This window comes from Leminorella grimontii, assembly GCF_039789245.1.
GTDB lineage: Bacteria > Pseudomonadota > Gammaproteobacteria > Enterobacterales > Enterobacteriaceae > Leminorella > Leminorella grimontii.
Map to the genome: position 1 here is coordinate 2,990,304 of NZ_CP146357.1, position 17,984 is coordinate 3,008,287.

Sequence of the window (17,984 nt, forward strand, 5' to 3'; positions counted from 1 at the left end):
TTAACGCACCTTAAGCGTGGCTAAGCCAATGAGCACCAGCATTAATGAAATGATCCAAAAGCGCACGATAACGCGCGGTTCCGGCCAGCCCTTGAGCTCATAGTGGTGGTGAATCGGCGCCATGCGGAAAATGCGCTGACCGCGCAGCTTAAACGAGCCGACCTGCAAAATAACCGACAGGGTCTCCACCACGAACACGCCGCCCATAATGACCAGCAGGAACTCCTGACGCAGCAGTACGGCCAAAATACCCAGCGCGCCGCCGAGCGCCAAGGAGCCCACGTCGCCCATAAACACCTGCGCCGGGTAGGTGTTAAACCACAAAAAGCCTAAACCTGCGCCGACGATGGCGGTACAGAAAATCACAAGCTCCCCGGCGTGGCGAATGTAGGGAATGTGCAAATAGGCGGCAAAATTGACGTTGCCCGTGGCCCACGCCACCAGCCCGAAGCCTGCGGCGACAAACACCGTCGGCATAATCGCCAGCCCGTCCAGGCCGTCCGTTAGGTTGACGGCGTTGCTGGTGCCGACGATAACAAAGTAGGCCAACAGAATATAAAAGGCTCCCAGCTGCGGCATAACGTCCTTAAAGAACGGAACGACCAGCTGAGTCGCCGCGGTGTCTTTACCCGATGCGTACATCACAAACGCCACGATAAGCGCGATCACCGACTGCCAGAAATATTTCCAGCGGGCAATCAGCCCCTTGGTGTCTTTACGCACCACCTTGCGATAGTCGTCAACAAAGCCTACGGCGCCGTAGCCCAACAGCACGAACAGCGCGCACCAGATGTACGGGTTGCTCAAGTTGGCCCACAGCAGCACGGACACGGTTATAGAAGCCAGGATCATGATGCCGCCCATGGTGGGCGTGCCTCGCTTGCTGAAGTGCGACTCTGGACCATCGTTACGCACGACCTGCCCTATTTGCAGCTTTTGCAAATAGGCAATCAGGCGCGGCCCCATCCATAAGGAGAGAAACAGAGCGGTCAGCAGGCTGACGATGGCGCGAAACGTCAAATAAGAAAAGACGTTGAAGCCTGAATAAAGGGAAGCCAAAAGATCGGCCAGCCATACTAACATTGAACTGTCTCCTGTACTCGATGCACGACCTGCTCCATCGCGGAGCTGCGTGAACCCTTAACTAAAATCGTGATAACTGCGTGCTCAGACAACAACTGCTTCAAACGTTCGGCAACCGCTTCTTTATCATGAAAGTGTTCACCACGCCCGCTGGCCGTACTTATCGTTTCGCTTAACGCGCCGACGCTCAGCACCTTGTCAACGCCGGCAAGGCGGGCAGCCTCACCGACCTGACGATGGCAATCCACCGCGTCGTCGCCTAATTCGCCCATATCGCCCACTACCATAACCCGGTAGCCGGGCATCGCCGCCAGCGTATGCGCCGCGGCCGTCATCGATCCCACGTTGGCGTTATAGCTGTCGTCCAGCAGCAGCTTGCCTTCACCCAAGGGAATGGGAAACAGCCTGCCGGGCACCGCGCCAAGGGTTGCCAGCCCCGCCCTCACCGCGTCCAACGTTGCCCCGACGGACAGCGCCAGCGCGGCGGCGGCAAGCGCGTTCGCTACGTTGTGCGGCCCCGGCAGAGGCAGAGTTACCGCAACGTCGCCCAAAGGCGTATGCATTAAAAACTGCGAGCCCAGTGGGTTAGCGACGACGTTTGTTGCATAAAAATCGACGCCTTCGGTTTGCTTTGCCGAAAACAGCCACACGCGCTTATCCGCTAATGCGTTTTGCCAACCTTTTAGGTCGTTGCTGTCCGCATTGACGATGGCGACGCCTTCAGGAGGCAGCCCGCCAAAAATTTCGCCCTTGGCCTTCGCCACGCCCGCCAGGGAACCAAATCCCTCGAGGTGAGCGGCGGCCAGGTTATTTACCAGCGCCGTTTCGGGCTGCGCCAGATTGACGGTATAGGCGATTTCGCCCGCGTGGTTCGCGCCCAGCTCAATCACCGCAAAGCGATGAGACTTCGTCAGGCGCAGCAGCGTCAGCGGCGCGCCGATGTCGTTATTTAGGTTTCCTGCCGTATAGAGCACTTCGCCGCACTGCTGCAAAATCGCCGCGCTCATCTCTTTCACGCTGGTTTTACCCGAAGAACCGGTCAGCGCCACCACTCTGGCGGGCACCTGCTGCCTGACCCAAGCGCCTAAACGCCCCAGCGCAATGCGGGTGTCCTGTACCACTATCTGGGCCACGTCTAGCGGTAAATGGCGGTCAACCACCAGCGCCGCCGCGCCGCCCTTTATCGCCTCAGCGGCAAAATCATGCGCGTCAAAACGCTCGCCTTTGAGCGCAATGAACAGGCAACCGTCTTCAACCTTTCTCGTATCGGTCGTTACCGCCGTAAACTGGCGGCCGATAATGTCCTGCGTCCCGGCAATCAGCCTGCCGTCAACGGCCTGGGCCAGCTGAGTCAGCGTTGCGGGGATCATGCCAAAACTCCTTTTGCCATGCCCAACAGGCTGGCGACGGTCTCGCGGTCGGAATAGTCGAGGCGGCGAGAGCCGATAATCTGATAGTCTTCGTGGCCTTTACCGGCGATCAGCACGACGTCATCCACACCGGCCTGCATGATAGTGCTGGCTACCGCTTCGGCGCGGCCGGAAATGGCCTGGGCCCGACCGGCGTCGACAAACCCGGTTAAAATATCGGCCACGATAGCCTGCGGCTCTTCGCTGCGCGGGTTGTCGTCGGTCACGACTACGCGGTCGGCCAGCCGTTCGGCGACGCCGCCCATCAGCGGGCGCTTGCCTCGGTCGCGATCGCCGCCGCAGCCGAATACGCACCAAAGCTGGCCCTTACAGTGCAGGCGAGCGGCCTCAAGGGCTTTTTCCAGCGCGTCCGGCGTGTGGGCATAGTCAACCACTACCGTTGGGCGGCCCGGTGCGCTAAAGACTTCCATACGACCACAAACCGGCTGCAGCTTCGAAGACGCTTCAACCAGTTCGGAAAGTTCATATCCCAGCGACAGCATGACGCCAAAAGCGACCAGCAGGTTGCTGACGTTAAACGCCCCCATCAGGCGGCTTTCCAATACGCCGGTTCCCCAGCTTGAATCAAACGCTACCGTCGCGCCGTTATCGTGATAGCTGACGCTGGTGGCTTTCAGCCAGCGCCCGTTCCAGCCTTCCGGCAGGTTATCTTCCATCGTAACGGCGACGGCGTTCGGGATCTCAACGATGCGGCGATGCCCTACCGGGTCATCAACGTTAATCACCGCTTGGCCAACCTGATGTTCGGTAAACAGCCGCCACTTGGCTGCTTCGTACTCTTCCATGCTGCCGTGGTAGTCCAGATGGTCGCGGCTCAGGTTGGTAAACGCGGCGGCGGCAAAGCGCAGCGCCGCTACGCGGGCCTGTACCAGGCCGTGGGAAGAGACTTCCATTGCCGTAAAGGTCGCCTTAGCGCTCGCCAGTTCGTCAAGTTCGCGCTGTATGTCTACCGCAGAGCCGGTCGTATTTTCGCTGGGGATAACCTGCCCCAGCAGGCCGTTGCCGACGGTGCCCATGACCGCGCTGCGCTCGCCCAGAAGCTGCCCCCACTGGGCCAACAGCTGGGTCGTCGTGGTTTTGCCGTTAGTGCCGGTTACGCCAACCAGCCGCATGCGGGCGGAAGGTTCGTCGTAAAAACGACCAGCGATTTTAGACAGCTGCTGGTTAAGCCCCTGTAGGTATACGACGGGAATGCCGTGAGAAAGAACGACGCTGCCGTTTTCCGCTTCGCCCTCTGCTTCGGCAAGCACTGCCGAAACGCCCTGCGCGATCGCCTGCGCGATGTAGCGTCGGCCGTCGGTCTGATGACCTTTTACCGCCAGAAACAGATCGCCTGCGGCCGCCTGACGGCTGTCGAGCGTCATTTCTTTTAAGCGGCACTCTGGGACGTCAATACGCCACGGAGCAAGCAGATCTTTCAAACTAAGACTCTCCACCGGCAGCTCCTTTCTGATTTATCACAAGTTGGGTCTTTTCATCTTCGGGCAGGGCATCGGGCTTCACGTTCATCGTTCTCAGCACGCCGCCCATAATGGCGCCGAATACCGGCGCGGAAACCGCACCGCCGTAATATTGACCGGCTGAGGGATCGTTGATAACGACCACCAGCGCATAGCGCGGGTTGCTGGCCGGCGCGACGCCTGCAGTATAGGCGATGTATTTGTTAACATAGCCGCCGTTTGGCCCGACCTTCTTGGCCGTACCGGTCTTGATGGCGATACGATAGCCTTTCACTGCCGCCTTGGTGCCGCCGCCGCCCGGCAGCGCAACGGATTCCATCATGTGCACTACGGTGCGCACCGTGCTTTCCGGGAACACGCGCTTACCCTGTACCGGCGGGTCTATCTTGGTAATCGACAGCGGTCGATAAATACCGCCGCTGCCAAGCGTTGCGTAGGCACGCGCTAACTGTAACGGAGTCACCATTAGCCCATACCCAAATGAAAGGGTGGCCCGCTCTATGTCGGCCCACCGTTTTCTTTCTTTATGAAATATGCCACTACTTTCTCCAACCAGCCCTAAATTGGTCGGCTGCCCCAGTCCAAAACGCGTGTAGGTGTCTACCAACGCTTCAGGAGGCATATCCAGCGCCAGGTGAGAAACCCCGACGTTGCTGGATTTTTGTAGAATACCCGTAATCGAAAGCTCGGGATAAAGGGCCACGTCCTTAATTTCGTGACCGTTTACCCGATAAGGACGAGTATTCAAAACGCTGTTTTCTTTGATGATGCCGCGATCGAGCGCCGTCAGCACCACCAGCGGCTTAACGGTAGAACCTGGTTCAAAAATGTCAGTAATCGCACGGTTACGGAAGAAGTCGGCCGGCGTACCTACGCGGTTATTGGGGTTATAGGAGGGACTGTTGACCATCGCAAGCACTTCGCCGGTATTCACGTCCACCAGCACTGCGCTGCCGGATTCCGCCTTGTTCGTCGCGACAGCGTTGCTCAGCTCGCGATAAACCAGCGCCTGCAGGCGTTCGTCGATGCTCAGCGTCAGGTTGTGGGCAGCCTGGCTGTCTACGGAAGAAATGTCCTCAATAACGCGACCATAGCGATCTTTGCGCACGGTGCGCTCGCCGGATTTGCCCACCAGGTTGCTTTCAAAGCTCTTTTCAATGCCCTCGGTGCCACGATCGTCGATATCGGTAAAGCCGACAATGTGGGCGGTGACGGAACCGGCGGGATAGAAGCGGCGGGATTCGCGCTTAAGGTAGATGCCGGGCAGCTTAAGCTGGCGGACGTAGTCCGCCGTTTCAGAACTAACCTGACGCGCTAAATAGACAAAACGCCCCTTGGGATTGGCGTTAATGCGTTCAGACAGTTTTTCCAGCGGCATGCCGGCGACGTCGGCCAGCGCTTTCCACTTCATATCGGAAGAGACGCCGCCGCGCTCGTTCAGCTCTTTGGGGTCGGCCCAGATAGCGTTAACCGGCACGCTGACCGCCAGCGGCCGCCCCTGGCGATCGGTGATCATGCCACGCGCTGTAGGCACTTCCTGCACGCGCAGAGAGCGCATATCGCCCTCTTTTACCAGCATCTCCGGCTCAATGACCTGTAGCCAGGCCGCGCGCGCCATCAGACCAACCATAGCCAATAAAATGAACAGGCTGAGCAAACCAAAACGCCAGCTTACAAAGCCGGCCTCGTTTTCGGGTCGCTTGACCTTAATTTTATTGGTACGCGCTGCTTTCATCGTATTTTTAGCCAAAGTTGTTTTTCATTCCGTTAACTTTCTAATTCGCACTCCGTGCGCGTTTTTTATTTCTGGATAACAATCTGTTCCTGATCGGGCGTCACGTGCTGCATGTGCAGTTTTTCCGCAGCAAGCCGTTCAATGCGGCTGTGGTCGGCCAGGGCGTTCTCTTCCAGAATCAGATTGCGCCACTCAATTTCTAACGAATCACGTTCTAAAATCATCTGTTCCCGCTCGGCGGTCAAAAGCCTGGTTCGGTGGCTGGACAGCACAACCGCAATGGCGGAAGCCAGAACGAGCACGGTCAGCAGCATCGGCAGCTTGGCGTGAAGCAGGAGGTCGTCCTTAACGATCGCCGCCAGACTGTGGCGCTCGTTGGGGATCATTCCGCCGTCCTCTGCGCAATGCGCAGTACCGAACTGCGCGCCCGCGCGTTGTCGCCGATTTCCCGCTCGGAGGGCATCATTTTGCCCAACGCTTTGAGCTTTCTACCGCCGTGCTGTCTTAGCTGTTCTTCCGTAAGCGGGATGCCGGCGGGTACTTTAGGCCCCTGGCTGTGCTGACGGATAAAACGCTTCACGATGCGGTCTTCCAGCGAATGGAAGCTGATGACCGACAGGCGACCGCCTTCGGCCAGCGCCGTAAGGGAGCCGTCCAGCGCGCGTTCAATCTCTTCCAGCTCGCTGTTGATATAAATGCGAATCGCCTGAAAGCTGCGGGTCGCCGGATGCTTGTGCCGGTCTTTAATCGGCGTCGCGGCAGCGATAAGCTCCGCCAGCTCCCTGGTGCGCGTCAGCGGCTGTTCCCGGTTGCGCTCCACAATGGCGCGAGCGATGCGTTTAGCAAAGCGCTCTTCGCCGAACGTCTTCAATACCCAGGCGATGTCCTCTTCTTCCGCTTTTAGCAGCCATTCTGAAGCCGACAGCCCGCGCGTAGGATCCATGCGCATGTCCAGCGGACCGTCGCGCATGAAAGAAAATCCCCTTTCGGCGTCGTCCAACTGTGGGGAAGAAACGCCGAGATCCAGCAAGACGCCGTCAATTTTGCCGGTTAATCCCAGCTCGTCAACGTAGCTGGCCAGCTCGGAGAAAGGCCCATGAACGATGGAAAAGCGGGGATCGGAAATTGAGGCCGCGGCGGCGATAGCCTGCGGGTCGCGGTCGATAGCGATAAGGCGCCCTTCCTCTCCCAGTTGGGAAAGAATGAGGCGCGAATGTCCCCCACGGCCAAACGTACCGTCAATGTAGATGCCGTTTTGCCGGACGTTCAGCGCGTTAACCGCTTCGTCCAGCAGCACAGTGGTGTGCTGAAATTCTGTCGACATATCTATAGTGACAAATCCTGTAACCGTTCAGAAAGAGGAGAATCGGCAAGCTGAGCCGCTTCGATGTCTTCCTTAACCTGTTGATACCATGCTTCTTCATTCCACAGTTCAAACTTGTTGAACTGCCCAACCAGCATCACTTCCTTCGTTAAGGACGCGTGGCTGCGAAGCGTCGGAGCGATCAATAAACGCCCTGCGCTATCCATCTGGCATTCGCTTGCATGCCCCAGCAGCAGTCGTTGAACCCGGCGTTCAACCGGATTCATACTGGACAATTTGGCCAGCTTTTCTTCAATTTTTTCCCATTCGGGCAGGGGGTAAAGCAACAGGCACGGCTGATGGAGGTCAATGGTACACACCAATTGCCCTTCACATTCATCCACTAATGAATCCCGATAGCGAGTCGGCACGGCGAGCCGGCCTTTGCTGTCGAGATTTACCGTCGTTGCTCCACGAAACATGGGCGGGTTACTCCTTCGCGACAAGATTTACCACTTTACCCCACAAAATCCCACTTGGATAGAGTTTAAGGAGGGTATCAAAAGCTTGTCAAGACGAAGCTAAGCCTCTTTTCAACGCGCACGCGGCTTCTCACGCCTGTCCCATAAGAAACGAGCGAGCAATAACGTGAATACAAGTAAATTAATAACATGAATAATAACAATATTTCTTATATACGGATTTACGATACGGCTAAGTACGCACCGCGTTTATCGACAAATAAAAAATCTGCCAATATCAAAAAAATCTCTGCCGCTATACCAACTCATTCAGGAAGTGAATCGTGAGGGAGGAAAGGAAAGAAGGCGGGATGCGATTTTACTCGTCGCCTTACGTTTACTTTAGCGTTTAAAAGTAACATAACGTAACGAATAAAAACGCGTCGGGCCCCGTTACGGAGCCCGAATAAGAGGATAGGAGACGGACTAAGCCCGGCTCAGGCAGCCTCGGCGGCAAAGGTTACGGCGGATGCGGGTCAGCCCCGGTTTCGGCCGCTGCGGTTCATCGATACTGGCTAACACCAGCTCAAGCACGCGCTCGGCGACCTCCCGGTGGCGCTGTGCGACAGACAGCACCGGGCACTCCAGAAAATCGAGCAGCTCATTGTCGCCAAAGGTAGCGATGGCCAGATTTGCCGGCAGGTGCCCCTGCTTTTGCAAAATCACGTCCATCACGCCCTGAAGCAGTGAGAAAGAGGTCGTATAAATCGCCTGAGGAATGGAATTGGACTGCAGCCAGTGGCCAAACACTTCGGCCGCAGACTCTCGCTCATAGCTGTTGGCGTAGAGATAGTTAACCGGACGCTTGTCCTCTTTCCAAGCCTGACGGAAGCCCTGTTCGCGCAGTTGGCTAACCGACAGTTCAGGCAGCGCGCCAAGATACATGACCGACTGAGCGTCAAACCGACGCAGCTCGCCTGCCAGCATCTCGGCGTCTTCGTAGTCTGCGCCGACCACGCTGATGAAGTGCTCGCGATCCAGCGCGCGGTCAAGCGCAATGATGGGGAAATTGCCGTTGGTCCAGCGCTGATAGAACGGGTGCTCCGGCGGCAGCGCGGTGGAAACGATAAGCGCATCGACCTTGCGCTGAAGCAGGTGCTCCACGCAGCGCATTTCGTTGTCCGGCTGGTCTTCCGAACAGGCGATCAGCAGCTGGTAGCCGCGCTGACGCGCCTGACGCTCAAGGTAGTTGGCGATTCGGGTATAGCTGGTGTTTTCCAAATCGGGGATCACAAGTCCGATAGAACGGGTTCGGCCAGCGCGAAGCCCGGCCGCTACGGCGTTGGGTTGATAATTATGTTCCCGGACTACCGCCATGACCTTCTCGACCGTTTTATCGCTCACCCGATACTGCTTCGCCTTTCCGTTTATGACGTAGCTGGCCGTGGTGCGCGATACGCCCGCAAGACGCGCAATTTCATCCAGTTTCACATTAGCCCCTTAAGTATTTATTTAAGTCCCATAGAGGGTTGCACTTGTTCATATTAATACAGATAACCGGGCAATATGAAGATTTAATCTGATGCCGGTCAATGTGGTGTTGGCTTAATGCATTCAGCTTGAACGACGATAAAAGCTTAGCGATAGATTAGCCTCAGCGCGTCAAACTGCTGCTGCGCACTAAAATCCTGACAGACGTCCAATACCATAACGGCCTTGACGTACTCATCAGGCGGTTGATAGCCGTGTTCTTCAATATAGTGGATGATTAACGAAGGCGAGGCGTAAAATTTACCGTTTTCAAGCGATGGGATCAGCAGCTCGCAAAAACCTAACGGTATCTCTCTATGCATTGTGTCTATAACGAGGCATTCCCAGCAGATGACGCACGGAGAATTTCCACGGACCCGGTTAAAGGCAAAATCTGCCCGCTCAGTACCGCGAAAAACGGCCTTGAGCTTGCCAATAAATTCAGGAGCACAGCGCCCTCTAGGATACTCTCCCAGCCCGGCTAGCCAGCCGACGTTATAAATGACGTCAATCGGCTTATTTAAGTAGTATGCGTAGCTAGAAAGATCCTCAAAATCACTTTTAACTACGCCATGTTGATTAGAATAAGCAAAGGGTGATTCAAACGCTAAAGCTAATCGCGCCGCCCAAGACATAATCTCTTCTATTTTTAACGCATTGCCTTTTATACGAATTCTTTTTGACTCTGAAATCATCATATTCGCAGTCAGATAATTAACATTACAGAGCTTCGCAATAAAGGCGATATGCGATTTGTTGCTTGGGTTCAACCCTTCGACTATCTGTGAATAAACGGGAATATCTAAATCAACATCACTGATGGTATAGAAACCGTCTCGGCATTTTTCGCAAAACAGACCTAGAGCATATCCGTGATTTTTATATACCAATCCGTGGTGCCCGCAGGCTTTACACTCATTGTCTTCCACACTTTTATCCTTATAAGACTACCTACAAACCGTTAATTCATTTAGATCATTAAAGAACTAAGCCAACGCTGATAGTTATTTTCCTGTTCGTCCGGCGTCAACGATATTTCTTTATCGTCAAATTCAAAAATATTAACGATGTTGTCATTCTTTGCAGGTTTTCCCATCGTATATTCATAAGCAACAAGCCCATGCGCCATTTGCCGAGACATACGAGAAGGATAAACGTTCTTTCTGGCGCCTTTACATAAAAAAATTACACCCGGATAGCGACGTCTCAACATCTCAAGGCATATGAACAAATCGTCGCCGACGCTATAAAGACATTTCCCATGCGGCAATTTAACGGTTAGCTCACACTTGTCACCGATAAGGTAGTCAACTTCGACCTCATATTTTATGCCTTCAATGGTTACCCAAACCGTCTGGCGCATTATAGAACCCGCGCTTTTTGATAGTTAAACATGGCCCGCTCGCTTTTAGTCAAATCTTCCAGCGACAAATCGCCGACAAGGCCTTTCAAATGTTCCAGTAACGTACGCATAAAAACCCGACCGTCAACCAACTCTTCTCTAAAGATAAGCCCCTCAAATATCTCGTCGAAGCGCTCGGATTCGTCTTTTAAGTAGTGTTCCAATATTAAAATCGGGATCAGATAGCTTGATGGCTGCGAGAACGGTTCAATCTTAATAAATTCATCCAATAACGCCAAAAATTGCTCTCGTTGATTAACGCTATATAGTGATATTAGTTTTTCATCATCTTCATTAACCGCTTCGAGATTAAATCCGGCTAACACCGCCCCCAAATAGTTCATTGCATTGGATCTTTTTTTATTATTTTGCATCTTGTCTTAATCATATTCAGAACCGAGTTCACAAAAATACCGACGCTCAAAGCGCTGCCTTAACCATCGCTTTTTTGCAATAATTTACCTGTAGATTCTCTCATCACACTCATATTTTCTCCTTCACGATATACAGAAAAATGGTTAGCATTATTAGGACAATAAAGTTGCATTACACTTTCCCGCCTCTCTGGATCTTCTGGTATTGCCGCTAAAGGGATTCGACAAAAATGACAGATAAAATCCTCACCGTTTCTATAACGTTTAAGAACTTCCCCTCCATCCATCTTCCTAACATTATCGGTAACAGACATTATTTCCCCCCTAGCCAAACTCGCTGTTAATAAGTCTTGCTAAAACGATGAATGCTTCTTCACAGCAGAAACAAACGGAATTCAACAATCAGTCATCCATAGATCTAGGCCCTCACATTACATTATTCGACTAATTTTATATAAGAATGCCTTTCCAGGAATAAACGCTGCTCTTGGTCGTGAATAAGAGGCTTTATCCCGGCAGGAACCTTCGTTCTCGAAATTCTTATCCCTGATTTACAGGCTTCACACCATACTAACGCCCACCCCATTTCACTATCCTGAAATCCAAAATACTGACAGGACAAACCTATAGCGCCGCAGGAGGGGCAATGGGCCATTGAATAAGGTTCCTCTTTTTTAGGCAACGATTTTGCCCATTGAAGATGCGCCGTTTTTTTCATTTCATTACCCCTATTTAAACGGCTTTTCAGAATTTGCTTCTACCTCATTCAAATCAATCAACAAACTCTCATCCTCCACCGTCAGCGGTATTTCCTCCCTCCGCCACGACGTTTTTATTCCATGACGCAAAGCGGCGCGATGGGTTTGCAGCAGCGCTTCAACTTCAGGATAAAGGCCGTGCTTAACGCTAAAGCGAAATTTCCCCTGCCCCAGGCTTTGCGGGGATTCCAGCGACGCGCAGTAGAAGCGGTCGCCGACGTCAAACGTCGCAAACGGCTGGTCAATGACAAACCAGCGCCCCCGAAAGTAGAGATGAAAAATCTTGTTCGCGTTCTCGTCCGGCGAAACGCCTTCAACGCAGCACTCCTCTGCATCCGCGCTGATAAAATAGCCTCGTTCGGGCGCTCGCATAAAGATATCGAGCGGGCGGCCGTTCATACACAGCTGGTAGAACTTATTTCTTATAAAAAACAGCGGCTCTTTCATCATAAAGAGATCGTCCGGCATGACTCTCTTTGCCGACATCTCGTTATTTGAAAGCGACGGGAGGATAACCTCGGGCTCGTCAACGTGACGCTGCGTCAAATAGACGCCGTGATACTCATACAGCGCCACTTCATGCGCACCGCTCTCAAGCAGCTTGCGTAGTTCAGCGACGATGGCGCGCTCCTCGGCGTGCGCTTTAAGCAGCGGTATAACGCCTTTCATCGCCTCTGGGGGAAACTGAAAGAGCCGGTTCGCTTGCTTATCATAGATATGATAGAGGTCTGGCCCACGGCAGGCCTCTCGGGCCAAACGCAGGTTTCCGCCGTCAAAGTCCATTATCCCGTCGCAAACGCCGCCGAAATAAACGCGCTCCTTAAGCAGGTAATATTCAATGTTCGGCCCCCCCATGCCAAGTTCCCCCCATTCAACGAGGCGATCTGACGCAGGCGGCGTCGAGTGGCGCTCAAACCATGACGACGTTTTCCTGAAAACGCGACTGGCGGCATCGCCGCTACTGCGCGAGGCTACCGCGCCACCCCGCTTCTTGCGCATGCGATTGCGCCATAGAAGAAAAGCCACAAACAGAATGAGAAGACAGAATATTAGCTTGGTCATGGTTTTCCTGAGGCCCGCGTAAAAACGTCAATATGACCTAAATAACCCAAAGAAAAAAGCCTGCAACCGTTGTTTGCAGTTGCAGGCTCTCGCTTTAAACCTATAAAAACGCGACTCAGCGCATAATCCGCTCGCCGCGCCCTACTCCCACCAGGCCCGAGCGGGCGACTTCCACTATCTCGCCCGCGTCGCGCATCGCCGCCAAGAAGGCGTCCAGCTTGCCGCTGTTGCCCACCAGCTGAACGGTGTAAAGGGATGAGGTTACGTCGACCACCTGACCGCGGAAGATGTCCGCGCAGCGCTTGACCTCTTCACGGCCTTCGCCGGACGCTCTGATTTTTACCAGCATGATCTCACGCTCGACGCAGTCGCCGTCCGTCAGTTCAGTCACCCGCAGCACGTCAACCAGCTTGTGCAGCTGCTTTTCGATCTGCTCAAGCACCTTGGCGTCGCCCTTGGTTTGGATGGTCATGCGCGACAGCGTCGGATCGTCCGTCGGCGCCACCGTCAGGCTTTCAATGTTGTAGCCGCGCTGAGAAAACAGGCCAATCACGCGGGACAGCGCGCCGGACTCGTTTTCCAGCAGTACCGATAAAATACGACGCATAATCAGCTCCTCTCCGTTCTGCTTAACCACATTTCGTCCATAGCCCCGCCGCGGATCTGCATCGGATAGACGTGCTCTCTTTCATCGACGGAGACGTCGACGAACACCAGGCGATTTTTCACCGCCAGCGCCTGTGCCAGCTTGGTTTCAAGCTCTTCCGGCCTGGAGATGGAAATGCCGACGTGGCCATAGGCCTCCGCCAGTTTGACGAAGTCCGGCAGCGAATCCATGTAGGAATGGGAGTGGCGGCCGGCGTAAATCAGATCCTGCCACTGCTTCACCATGCCGAGGAACTTGTTGTTCAGGTTTACCACCACCACCGGCAAATCGTACTGCAGCGCGGTCGAAAGCTCCTGAATATTCATCTGGATGCTGCCGTCCCCGGTAACGCACACCACGGTTTCCTTCGGCAACGCCAGCTTCACGCCAAGCGCGGCGGGCAGGCCGAAGCCCATGGTGCCGAGGCCGCCGGAGTTAATCCAATGCCTGGGTTTATCAAACGGATAGTAAAGCGCCGCGAACATCTGGTGCTGGCCCACGTCAGAGGCAATATAGGCCTTGCCCTCCGTCAGGCGATAGAGCGTTTCAATCACCGCCTGGGGCTTGATGCGATCGCCGCCCTTGTCGTAGGCCAGAGATTTTTTACCACGCCATCCGTCAATCTGACACCACCAGTCGCTGAGATCTTCAAAGCCCTTTTCCGTATCGCGCTGCCCAAGCAGCTCAATCATCTGGCTCAACACCTGCTTGGCGTCGCCGACGATCGGCACATCGGCGTTGACGGTCTTGGAAATTGACGTCGGATCGATATCAATATGCAGCACGGTGGCGTTCGGGCAGTACTTCGCCAGATTGTTGGTCGTGCGGTCGTCAAAGCGCACCCCGACGGCGAAAATCGTGTCGGAGTTGTGCATCGCCATGTTGGCCTCATAGGTGCCGTGCATACCCAACATGCCGATAAAGCGTTTGTCCGTCGACGGAAACGCGCCGAGCCCCATCAGCGAGCTGGTCACCGGCAGGTTCAGCGTTTCCGCCAGCGCCTTCAGTTCAGCGTCGCAGCCGGACGCAATCGCACCGCCGCCGACGTAAACCACTGGCCTTTTCGCCGCCAAGAGCGCTGAAAGCGCACGCTTAATCTGCCCGCGGTGGCCGTGCGTCGTCGGGTTATAGGAACGCATTGAGATCTGGTCGGGATAAGAATAGGGGATCTTGACGGCCGGGTTGAGAATATCCTTCGGCAAATCCACGACGACCGGGCCGGGCCTGCCGGTGCTGGCGACGTAGAACGCCTTTTTCAGCACCACGGGAATATCCTCTACGTGCTTAACCAAAAAGCTGTGCTTCACTACCGGGCGAGAGATGCCCACCATGTCGCATTCCTGGAAGGCATCGTTGCCGATCAGCGAAGTCGCCACCTGGCCGGACAGCACGACCAGAGGAATAGAATCCATATAGGCTGTCGCGATGCCGGTAATGGCGTTCGTCGCTCCCGGTCCCGATGTCACCAGCACCACACCCACTTCACCGGTCGCACGGGCAAAGCCGTCCGCCATGTGAACTGCCGCCTGCTCGTGGCGCACCAGCACGTGATCGATCCCCCCGACCGTATGAAGCGCGTCGTAAATATCGAGCACTGCGCCTCCCGGATAGCCGAATACGTGCTTCACGCCCTGATCGATAAGCGATCGAACGACGATTTCAGCGCCTGATAACGTCTCCATTAAACTCCTCCTCGAAATGCTGGTTTGCCGCCAGATGTTTGTCATTATTATTTGAAGCTATATCCATCATACTTCAGGCCGCTTCATAAGGAAGCGGCCTGAAGGTTTAAATAAAATAGCCAACCGATTACCTACCTATTACCACAGCGCTCATCGGTTGACAAAGGGGTTTTGTGGGTAGAAAGAGAAAGATGAGCGCTCAGCGCCTTCCCGGCAGCATAGCCGCAATCAGGTTTTTCTTAAGCCAAAGGGACATCGTGACCACGGCCAAAACGTGGAGGCAGACCAGCGCGGTGACCGCGTTAACCAGCCAATAGTGCCACACTTCAACCGGCCAACGGTCGATAAGATCGGTCCCCTGCGCCCAGCCGGTGAGCGCAACCAGCGGCAGCAGCAGCCAGAACAGCCAAATGGCCATCGCGCCCAGCGGATTGTGCCCTAAGGCCTTAGGAGTACGGCGCTCGGCGATATCGCAAAAGTGCTCCGCCAGCGACGCTCTGGTGGGAATAATCGCGGACAGCCTTGCCGGACCGTGCGCACCCGTCACGCCCCATACGAGGCGGACGATAACCAATACCGCAACGAGCAGCCCGACGCTCCGATGCCATACGCCGCCCGGCTCCGTCAGATGAAGCCGGTTAGCGAGAAAGCCCAGCGCGACGCACCAGTGCGTCAGCCGCACGACGCGATCCCAGCGCTCAATCATCTACTTGTACTTCTTATGGTATTCATCACGAGTGGCCTTAAACTGCTCGGCGGCCTGCTTGGCCTGATCCAGCTTACCCGCGTCCGCCAGCGCCTGCGCGGCGTCGATTTCGCCAATCAGCTCATCCAATCCGTGACGGAAATCTTTCATTTCCGGGCTGTCCGGCGATTTTCCTTCAAGCTTGTCCGGCACGCCCTTTTGCGCCAGCTGCGCCTCCTGCTTCATCGTCGTCAGGCCCTGCTTAAGGGCTTCCGGGGAATCCGCGTTTAGCACCGTGCGATAACTTTTAGCGATGGCTTTCATATGCTCATCGACGCCTTGTGCATGCGCCAAGCTGCCTGCCGTTAAGGCGCACGCCGCCAGCGCGCTGACTAACCATTTATTCATAGGCTCACCTATCCGTTTAATAAAGTTATAAAAACGAGACTGCTCACGACGCTTTTAAGTGTAGTAGCCATGAGGAATAACGGCGAATGTGCATCTTTTAAACGCGATGAAAAACAATCGTTGACAACAATCCGTCAATCCAGTATCTATATTCGCCTAAACCGTTTTATCAAGGTACCGTATTCATGTTCATAGAAGTTCGCCTCCTTAGCCTCCTCCTCCTCGCATCGTCTTGCGCGGATGACTTGTGGGCAGCGAACTGAGCTGAATCGAAAAGAACACAAGAACCCGCGCGACCTGCGCGGGTTTTTTTTTGACCTCGCAGGGAGTCTGAACCGACAAACCGTTACACAGTTAAAGGAACACGCTATGAGCCAACAAGTCATTATCTTCGATACGACCCTGCGAGACGGCGAGCAGGCGCTGCAGGCCAGCCTGAACGTCAAAGAAAAAATGCAGATTGCCCTGGCGCTGGAGCGCATGGGCGTTGACGTCATGGAAGTCGGTTTCCCGGTTTCCTCCCCCGGCGACTTTGAGTCCGTACAGGCCATCGCCCGCCAAATTAAGAACAGCCGCGTCTGCGCCCTGGCTCGCTGCGTGGATAAAGACATCGACGTCGCGGCAGAAGCGCTGCGCGTCGCCGAAGCCTTTCGCATCCACGTCTTCCTGGCCACTTCCACGCTGCACGTCGAGTCCAAGCTGAAGCGCTCTTTTGAAGAAGTGATGGAAATGGCAGTCCGCTCCGTCAAGCGCGCGCGCAACTACAGCGACGACGTCGAGTTCTCCTGTGAAGACGCCGGACGTACGCCGATAGACAACCTGTGCCGCATCGTCGAGGCCGCCATTGGCGCCGGGGCTACCACCATCAACATTCCTGACACCGTCGGCTACACCGTTCCTCGCCAGTTCGGCGGCATCATCGAAACCCTGTACCAGCGCGTCCCAAACATCGACAAAGCGGTTATTTCCGTCCACTGCCACGACGATCTGGGCATGTCGGTCGCTAACTCCATCACCGCCGTACAGGCCGGCGCTCGCCAGATTGAAGGCGCGATGAACGGCATCGGCGAACGCGCGGGCAACTGCGCGTTGGAAGAAGTCATTATGGCGATTAAAGTGCGTCAGGACATTCTGGGCGTACACACCAACATCAACCATCAGGAAATCTATCGCACCAGCCAGTTGGTCAGCCAGCTGTGCAACATGCCGGTCCCCGGCAACAAGGCGGTAGTCGGCTCTAACGCCTATGCGCACTCCTCCGGCATTCATCAGGACGGCGTGCTGAAAAACCGCCAAACCTACGAAATCATGACGCCGGAATCCATCGGCTTTAGCCAGGTACAGCTGAACCTGACCTCGCGCTCCGGGCGCGCCGCGGTGAAACACCGCATGGAGGCCATGGGCTACAGTGAAGACGACTACTCGCTGGACGAACTGTACGCCAACTTCCTGAAGCTGGCGGACAAGAAGGGCCAGGTGTTTGACTACGATTTGGAAGCGCTGGTGTTTATCAGCAAGCAGCAGGAAGAGCAGGATCGCTTCTCGCTGGATTACTTCAGCGTACAGTCAGGCACCAACCTGATGGCGACCGCGTCCGTTCGTCTGACCTGCGGCGGTGAAGTGAAGTCGGAAGCCGCCACCGGCAACGGCCCCGTTGACGCCGTATATCAGGCTATCAACCGCATTGCGGACTACCCGATTTCTATCGTCAAATACCAGCTGACCGCCAAGGGCCAGGGTAAAGACGCACTGGGCCAGGTGGACATCGTCGCGGAATACGAAGGCCGTCGCTTCCACGGCATGGGATTGGCGACCGACATCGTCGAATCGTCGGCGTTGGCGCTGGTGCACGTGCTGAACCACGTATGGCGCGCCCAGCAGGTGGAAGCGCAAAAGCAAAAATTGGCGCACGCTTAAAGCAAAACGACATCGGCATAAGAATTAGTATTAGAACATTAAAAATAA

At 55.0% G+C, this 17,984-nt stretch carries 19 protein-coding genes; 1 reads left to right on the top strand and 18 read right to left on the bottom strand.

Annotated features, from left to right (window positions below; translation table 11 throughout):
- The 18 genes from mraY to cybC form a co-directional block, all read right to left on the bottom strand.
- Positions 1-1,083 carry a phospho-N-acetylmuramoyl-pentapeptide-transferase gene (gene mraY, locus V8L73_RS13870; protein ID WP_027274690.1) on the bottom strand — a complete coding sequence of 361 codons (1,083 nt, stop codon included), beginning with the start codon at positions 1,081-1,083 and terminating at the stop codon, positions 1-3.
- The gene (gene murF / locus V8L73_RS13875) at positions 1,077-2,453 is read right to left on the bottom strand and encodes a UDP-N-acetylmuramoyl-tripeptide--D-alanyl-D-alanine ligase (protein WP_347253267.1); all 1,377 of its coding nucleotides are present in this window, start codon (positions 2,451-2,453) and stop codon (positions 1,077-1,079) included. Before murF ends, mraY begins: the two co-directional genes overlap by 7 nt.
- Positions 2,450-3,877, bottom strand: a complete 1,428-nt coding sequence (murE, locus tag V8L73_RS13880) for a UDP-N-acetylmuramoyl-L-alanyl-D-glutamate--2,6-diaminopimelate ligase (RefSeq protein WP_422655629.1) — start codon at positions 3,875-3,877, stop codon at positions 2,450-2,452. Before murE ends, murF begins: the two co-directional genes overlap by 4 nt.
- A 58-nt stretch (positions 3,878-3,935) precedes the next feature.
- Positions 3,936-5,708 carry a peptidoglycan glycosyltransferase FtsI gene (ftsI, locus tag V8L73_RS13885; protein ID WP_027274693.1) on the bottom strand — a complete coding sequence of 591 codons (1,773 nt, stop codon included), beginning with the start codon at positions 5,706-5,708 and terminating at the stop codon, positions 3,936-3,938.
- A gap of 65 nt (positions 5,709-5,773) precedes the next feature.
- Positions 5,774-6,094 carry a cell division protein FtsL gene (gene ftsL / locus V8L73_RS13890; protein ID WP_027274694.1) on the bottom strand — a complete coding sequence of 107 codons (321 nt, stop codon included), beginning with the start codon at positions 6,092-6,094 and terminating at the stop codon, positions 5,774-5,776.
- Complete coding sequence (rsmH, locus tag V8L73_RS13895) at positions 6,091-7,032, bottom strand: 16S rRNA (cytosine(1402)-N(4))-methyltransferase RsmH (RefSeq protein WP_027274695.1); 942 nt, start codon at positions 7,030-7,032, stop codon at positions 6,091-6,093. The genes ftsL and rsmH overlap by 4 nt, the downstream gene beginning before the upstream one ends.
- Before the next feature lie 2 nt (positions 7,033-7,034).
- Entirely contained in the window at positions 7,035-7,493 is a 459-nt protein-coding gene (gene mraZ / locus V8L73_RS13900) for a division/cell wall cluster transcriptional repressor MraZ (RefSeq protein ID WP_027274696.1), read from the bottom strand.
- A 465-nt stretch (positions 7,494-7,958) separates the two neighbouring features.
- Complete coding sequence (gene cra, locus V8L73_RS13905) at positions 7,959-8,963, bottom strand: catabolite repressor/activator (protein ID WP_027274697.1); 1,005 nt, start codon at positions 8,961-8,963, stop codon at positions 7,959-7,961.
- A 146-nt stretch (positions 8,964-9,109) separates the two neighbouring features.
- Complete coding sequence (locus V8L73_RS13910) at positions 9,110-9,931, bottom strand: hypothetical protein (protein ID WP_347253269.1); 822 nt, start codon at positions 9,929-9,931, stop codon at positions 9,110-9,112.
- A gap of 41 nt (positions 9,932-9,972) precedes the next feature.
- Positions 9,973-10,365, bottom strand: coding sequence for a hypothetical protein (locus V8L73_RS13915; protein ID WP_347253270.1), 393 nt, complete (start codon positions 10,363-10,365; stop codon positions 9,973-9,975).
- Complete coding sequence (locus V8L73_RS13920; RefSeq protein ID WP_347253271.1) at positions 10,365-10,778, bottom strand: hypothetical protein; 414 nt, start codon at positions 10,776-10,778, stop codon at positions 10,365-10,367. Before V8L73_RS13920 ends, V8L73_RS13915 begins: the two co-directional genes overlap by 1 nt.
- 59 nt (positions 10,779-10,837) lie before the next feature.
- A complete protein-coding gene (locus tag V8L73_RS13925; protein WP_347253272.1) occupies positions 10,838-11,092 on the bottom strand; it encodes a hypothetical protein in 255 nt (84 codons plus the stop codon).
- 122 nt (positions 11,093-11,214) lie between these two features.
- The gene (locus V8L73_RS13930; protein ID WP_347253273.1) at positions 11,215-11,496 is read right to left on the bottom strand and encodes a hypothetical protein; all 282 of its coding nucleotides are present in this window, start codon (positions 11,494-11,496) and stop codon (positions 11,215-11,217) included.
- Between the two features lie 10 nt (positions 11,497-11,506).
- Positions 11,507-12,598 carry a hypothetical protein gene (locus tag V8L73_RS13935; protein ID WP_347253274.1) on the bottom strand — a complete coding sequence of 364 codons (1,092 nt, stop codon included), beginning with the start codon at positions 12,596-12,598 and terminating at the stop codon, positions 11,507-11,509.
- A gap of 115 nt (positions 12,599-12,713) precedes the next feature.
- On the bottom strand, positions 12,714-13,205 hold the full coding sequence (gene ilvN / locus V8L73_RS13940) for an acetolactate synthase small subunit (protein WP_036023881.1): 492 nt from the start codon (positions 13,203-13,205) through the stop codon (positions 12,714-12,716).
- A gap of 2 nt (positions 13,206-13,207) precedes the next feature.
- On the bottom strand, positions 13,208-14,926 hold the full coding sequence (ilvI, locus tag V8L73_RS13945; RefSeq protein ID WP_261832331.1) for an acetolactate synthase 3 large subunit: 1,719 nt from the start codon (positions 14,924-14,926) through the stop codon (positions 13,208-13,210).
- Positions 14,927-15,125: 199 nt separating this feature from the next.
- The gene (locus V8L73_RS13950; RefSeq protein ID WP_347253275.1) at positions 15,126-15,632 is read right to left on the bottom strand and encodes a cytochrome b/b6 domain-containing protein; all 507 of its coding nucleotides are present in this window, start codon (positions 15,630-15,632) and stop codon (positions 15,126-15,128) included.
- Positions 15,633-16,019, bottom strand: coding sequence for a cytochrome b562 (gene cybC, locus V8L73_RS13955; RefSeq protein WP_027274702.1), 387 nt, complete (start codon positions 16,017-16,019; stop codon positions 15,633-15,635).
- Positions 16,020-16,388: 369 nt separating this feature from the next.
- On the opposite strand from cybC, the gene leuA reads away from it, so the two are divergent.
- Positions 16,389-17,936, top strand: a complete 1,548-nt coding sequence (gene leuA, locus V8L73_RS13960) for a 2-isopropylmalate synthase (protein WP_347253276.1) — start codon at positions 16,389-16,391, stop codon at positions 17,934-17,936.
- Positions 17,937-17,984: the final 48 nt, after the last annotated feature.